At 60.6% G+C, this 5,005-nt stretch carries 3 protein-coding genes and 2 pseudogenes; 2 read left to right on the top strand and 3 right to left on the bottom strand.

The features are described 5' to 3' along the window. Positions 1 to 492 (bottom strand): transposase family protein (locus P0R31_RS40405; protein ID WP_275521163.1); only part of this gene is annotated, 492 nt, incomplete at its 3' end. Positions 493 to 691: 199 nt separating this feature from the next. On the opposite strand from P0R31_RS40405, the pseudogene P0R31_RS41285 reads away from it, so the two are divergent. Next, a pseudogene (locus tag P0R31_RS41285) lies at positions 692 to 919 on the top strand (ISNCY family transposase); the annotation flags it as partial. After that, positions 913 to 1,076: pseudogene (locus tag P0R31_RS41280) on the top strand (ISNCY family transposase); the annotation flags it as partial. The pseudogenes P0R31_RS41285 and P0R31_RS41280, both read left to right, overlap by 7 nt. A 213-nt stretch (positions 1,077 to 1,289) precedes the next feature. On the opposite strand, the gene P0R31_RS40400 reads toward P0R31_RS41280, so the two are convergent. Continuing rightward, complete coding sequence (locus P0R31_RS40400; RefSeq protein WP_275521161.1) at positions 1,290 to 2,768, bottom strand: 3-hydroxyacyl-CoA dehydrogenase NAD-binding domain-containing protein; 1,479 nt, start codon at positions 2,766 to 2,768, stop codon at positions 1,290 to 1,292. 13 nt (positions 2,769 to 2,781) lie between these two features. Beyond that, complete coding sequence (locus P0R31_RS40395) at positions 2,782 to 3,678, bottom strand: 3-keto-5-aminohexanoate cleavage protein (protein WP_275521159.1); 897 nt, start codon at positions 3,676 to 3,678, stop codon at positions 2,782 to 2,784. Positions 3,679 to 5,005 lie beyond the last annotated feature (1,327 nt).

The following is a 5,005-nucleotide window of genomic DNA, read 5'->3' as shown; positions in this document are numbered from 1 at the left end:
ACGACGCCAAGCCCAATCGTCGATTCCGACGACGGTCGGAGCAACGAAATCCGGCAACGGGGCCGAGTGAATCATTCGGAGCAAGGTGTCGCCGCTGACCGGCATGGCCAGTTTGCGCGCCAGGCGCGAGCCGGGCTCTCCGCCGACCGCAAAGCCGATCGCCAGTTGGCTCTCGCCGAGGCGGGTTGTGCGTCTTGCTTTCGGCCGCACCGTTGCCGGTAGCCGCTCGGTGAATATCCGACGCGGGCATAGCAGATTCGCGCATCGAAACCGTCGCGCGCGAAGCCGGATCTCGACAACCCGACCCTGCCAGGGCAGATCGGCTAAGCGTCGCACGTAATGGCTGTGGACGCGACCCGTCTGGCAGCCGCAATAGGGACAGAGCGAGACTGCTGACTTCGGCCGAGCCACGAGCACCACCCTGTCGGTCTGGGGAAGGATCTCGACAATCGAAAGCTCGGAGGAAACCAGTGAGCGGAAGGCTTGGAGCAAGGCGAATCACGGGCGTCGACTGCGATTCCGACCTTATGCCCTTATTCGCACTGTCCGTGAATCCTGCACCCTGCACCAAATGTGCGGAAGAACCCAATCTGGATGAGAAATCGCATTGCGTCGTTCACAATGTTCCTGAAAACTGAGTCGTTGCCTCACGTAGTTTGCGCCCCACCGAAAGCGACGAGCAGGGGCAACGATGAGGCGACTTTGCATGGCGACGCGGAAGGAGCTGACTAGAGCTATTGGCGAGCGTTACATATCGTCAGACCGGGCGGAGAAGGCGCGCATACTGGATGAATTCGTCATCATCACGGGTTTCCACCGCCATGAGTTCCTTCGCTCCCCAGGAGGCAGAAAACGGCCCTGCGCCGCAGCGGATTTATGACGGAGCGGAGCGACTGCCCTCGTGCTGCTTTGGCAGGCTCTTGGCGTACCGGCAGCGAGCTTCTTGGCAAGCTGCAGGCCGAACATCCCGGCGGCTATCCTGACAAACTTCTGAGAACGCTTCAGCGCCGTCTTAATCGTGGCGCAGCGAGCAGGCCAGCGCGCTCCTGTTTAGCACCACGAATACGGCACCGTGAACTATTGATGAAGCGGCGACACAACGAGACAAATGATGCCGGAGGAGGCCGGTCGTTACGCAATCTGACAGCTCCGCTACCGGCCTCCTCCTCCATTCCGTCCGGGAGCAAAATAGGCGAGGTAACGACTGGATCTTCGGGAACATCGCTACATCAGACAATACTCTACCAATCCAGATTGTCGCGCTTGCTAGCGCCAGGCCAGTTGTCGGCTCAGCGCAGTCGGATATTTACGCTGGCGCCTTCCGGTAGCGGCAGGTCCGCGTGCATCCGCGCCAGCTTGAGGGCGCGCTCTTGCACATTCGCCTGCATGGGTTCGCCACGTCCGCTGCGGGCGCCGAAGTGAAGCAACAGCTGCTCACGGGTGGCGGCTGGCGTCTTGTCACTTTCGCGTGTAAGCACGTGGAAAAGGTGAAAGTGCTTCTCGTCGGCGCCGAGAACCTGCGTAAGTATCTGAACGCGGTCCCCAGCGTACAGTTGGAGGAGATACGACAAATGGGTCTCCAGCGTGCGGTAACCACCGTGCCTTGAGCGGTACGCGCCGTCGACTCCGATCGAACGGAGCAGGCTGTCGGTGGCGCTGCCGAAGAGTTCGATGTAGCGGCTCTCATTGACGTGGCCGTCGTAGTCGAGCCAGCGAGACGGCACCTCCAGGATGGGCATCCGGAGCGGCCCGACATCATTGATAAGATATGGGGCACGGTCGCGAAGTTGCTGTTCCCAGCACGCGAGCGTCTCGCCCGGTCCGTAGCCCTGTGAGCGCAAACCATGCAGCACAGCGGCGAGCAAGTCGTCCCGCTTGTGTTCGAGGGGCACAGGCAACGGATCGGCGTTCGCCAGCGCGTCTGCCTGGGCGGCCACTTTGTCAAGGAAAGCTGAGTCCATTTCGGGCTTGTCGGTGAGCCTCGACCACGGCCACTTGAACGCCCATTGCTCGATGCCCTGGCGCATGCCGGCTCCGCCATCGGCCATGCGATAGGAGCCGATGGCCGCTCGGCGCAGCGCCCAGGAGTAGCGCACCGCGTCATCGATCTCCTGCAGCGTTGCCAAATCGTCATGCACCAGCCACAGCGCCTCGCGCGAGATCGCGTCCTGCAGCCGGTTCGCGATAAACCCGTCCACCTCTTTGCGCACGACGAGCGGGTGCATCCCAATCGCCCGATAGATCGCCGCTGCCCGCTCCAGGGCCTCGGGTACCGTGCGCTCACCGGCACACAGTTCAACCAGCGGCAACATATACACAGGCTGGAACGGGTGCGCGACGAGGAAGCACGCGGGACCCTCCATCTCCGACTGCAACAACGACGGCCGAAACCCCGAGGTCGAGGAGCAGATCAGCGTTCCAGGCGCTGCCGCGCGGCTCGCGGCCGCGAGCAGCTGCTGCTTGAGCTCGAGGCGCTCCGGCGCGGATTCCTGCACGAGGTCCACGCCGCGCACCGCATCCGCTACCGATTCGACAACCGTCAGCGCCCCTTCTGGTGGCAGCGGGACCATCGTCAGCTTTCGAAACGCCCGCCGCGCGTCAGCCAGCACCTTCTGCACAGAATCGACTGCATTAGCCGCCGGATCGTACAGCCGCACATCGGCCCCATTGAGAATGAAGCGTGCCGCCCACCCGCCGCCGATAACACCGCCCCCGAGGAGTCCAATTGCGCTCGGCCGCTTCTCCGCAAGCTTCGATTTCTCGAGCATGACCTTTGACCTCTCAGGCATGAACTTCGAGCTTGAGCTTCTCTCGCATCTCGTCCGGACTCAGCACCCGCACCCCGATCCGCTCGAGAATCTCGATCGCCCGCTGCACAAGCTCGGCATTGGTTGCCAGCCGCCCGCGGGAAAGATACAGGTTATCTTCCAATCCCACCCGCACGTTCGCACCGATCAACGGTGCCAACGCCGAATACGGAAGCTGCATCGGCCCGACCGAGAAGGTGGAATAGATGGCGCCCGGCGGGAGTTGGTGGACCATTGCCATCAACGTGGTCAAGTCGTCCGGCGCGCCGTAGCCGATTCCCATGCACAGCTGGAGCAGCGGCGGACCACTAATCAGCCCTTCTTTCACAAAGTCGTTAACCAACTTCAGATGGCCGGTATCGAACACCTCTAGCTCAGGACGCACTCCGAGCTCTCTTATGCGTGTCGCCATAGCGCGGAGCGTTCCGGTACTGTTGACCATGATGTACTGGCCGTTAGACTTGCTGTTCATCGACCCACAATCAAGTGTGCAGATTTCGGTGCGTAGCTGTTCCACGTGTGCCAGTCGCTCAAGCGCGCCCGCCATGTCCGTTCCCGCCGGGTCCACCGGCAGGGGAGAGCCAGGCCCACCCAGCACGAGATCGCCCCCATTCGCCGTGGTCAGGTTGATCACTGGATTTACGTTCGACCTCCGAATGCGCTGCACCACTTCCCGATATAGTGCGGGATTAAGCACGCCTCGGCGGGTCTTAGGATCGCGCACGTGGATATGCACCGCCGAGGCCCCGGCCCGCGCCGCCGCGATAGCCGAGTCCGCGATCTCCTCCGGGCTCACCGGCACATAAGGGCTACGGTCCGCATTCGACCCACCTCCTGTCACCGCACAGGTGATAAACACCTCTGAGATCATCTGCACCTCCTTTCACTGAAGCTTAACTTGCGCCAACTTTGGCCAGCGACAGGTCTTATCTCATGATGTCACCGCTGTTGGATGTTTGATTAAGCAGCATCAACGCCTGGAATAGGGTCACCCGAGCGGCTCTCATCGGAAACTCCTCGTGACAGGCCGCTGCGATTGCTTTTGATGCAGCACTCGTCAACCCAGCAATCGGCGTGCCACTAGCGACTCCCTTCACAGCATCGGTAATATAGAGAACACGTTTAGCTAGCAGCTTGTTGGTGGAATGACGCTGCGAGAGTTTCCGACATGGCCGCAATCAACCGACCACACTTTGGCGTGGCAAACAGCGCTACATGCGACGTGGGGCGCCCCTCGTGCGGAGCTTCACCCCGGGGTGGCGATGCCGCCGCCTATGGCGATCTCATGGCCGACCGATGGAGAGAACTTGATTGTCCGGCCTTATGGTAGTTTGTGGTTGAATGGCGGACGCACCCGCGCTGCACTATCTTACAACATCGCATGAAGAGAACTTTTCACCGAAACGACATCGGTAAGCTATTCTGTAGACGCGCGAGGCCACTCGGTTGCATAGTCCAAGACAAGACAAATACTTGTTATGAACGCCTCTTGCATCGCCCGTTTCGGCCATGGAGTTCCCCGCCCTGCGGTAATCAGACAATGATGACCGCACGCAATTCGATTCGGCGGATGAGGAGGCTCCTAAAACGGAAACGATTTTAGACGGAAAGTCGAGGCCGCCCACTACGCGGTGTGCTTCGCCGCGAAACGCGCCGGAACGTCACCGGGTGATCCCTCAACGGGCCACTTCCAGCTCGAACCCAGCAGGCGGAATGGAATAGAGATCCTGACAAAGCGCCCCCGCGGCTACCAGCGCCTCCGACTGCCGTGCGCCGCACGGAATAAGCTAATCCACTCGGATACCGCCTCCTTCACGTTGAGCTTGATTGCGGCGGTGGACATACGTTCACTTAGCTGTGTGCTTTCATAATCCCTGGAGAGAACAACGATCTTGTGCGCTGGATGGCTTCGAGGAACGGCTCCAATCACGCAGCCACATCGAGGTATGAATGGCGACGAGATTTTTCCGGCCATTCCCGTCGCACCTGGGGACCGAAAATTAGGGCCCGCGTGCCAGGGCTAGAATTCGTCGGCCGTGAAGAACCTCCCAAGCCATTGAGCTGGAGTCGATTTTTGAAGCGGAGCGAGGTTTGAGATTGCAAGCCTTTCGGGTTTGAAGGCCCGAAAGCTTGCAATTTCATTTTTGCGATTCCCTCGAATCGCCGGTCGTGATTCCTTCGGTTGCATCGGAGGGGAC

The sequence above is a fragment of the Bradyrhizobium yuanmingense genome (genome assembly GCF_029167105.1).
GTDB classification, from domain to species: Bacteria; Pseudomonadota; Alphaproteobacteria; order Rhizobiales; family Xanthobacteraceae; genus Bradyrhizobium; species Bradyrhizobium yuanmingense_A.
The sequence above is the reverse complement of the archived record's forward strand: the minus strand, read 5'-3'. Positions and strand labels throughout refer to the sequence as shown.

Coding starts and splice junctions, on each gene's coding strand:
- P0R31_RS40395 (WP_275521159.1), bottom strand. CDS start 3,678: ATGATCTCAGAGGTGTTTATCACCTGTGCGGTGACAGGAGGTGGGTCG.
- P0R31_RS40400 (WP_275521161.1), bottom strand. CDS start 2,768: ATGCTCGAGAAATCGAAGCTTGCGGAGAAGCGGCCGAGCGCAATTGGA.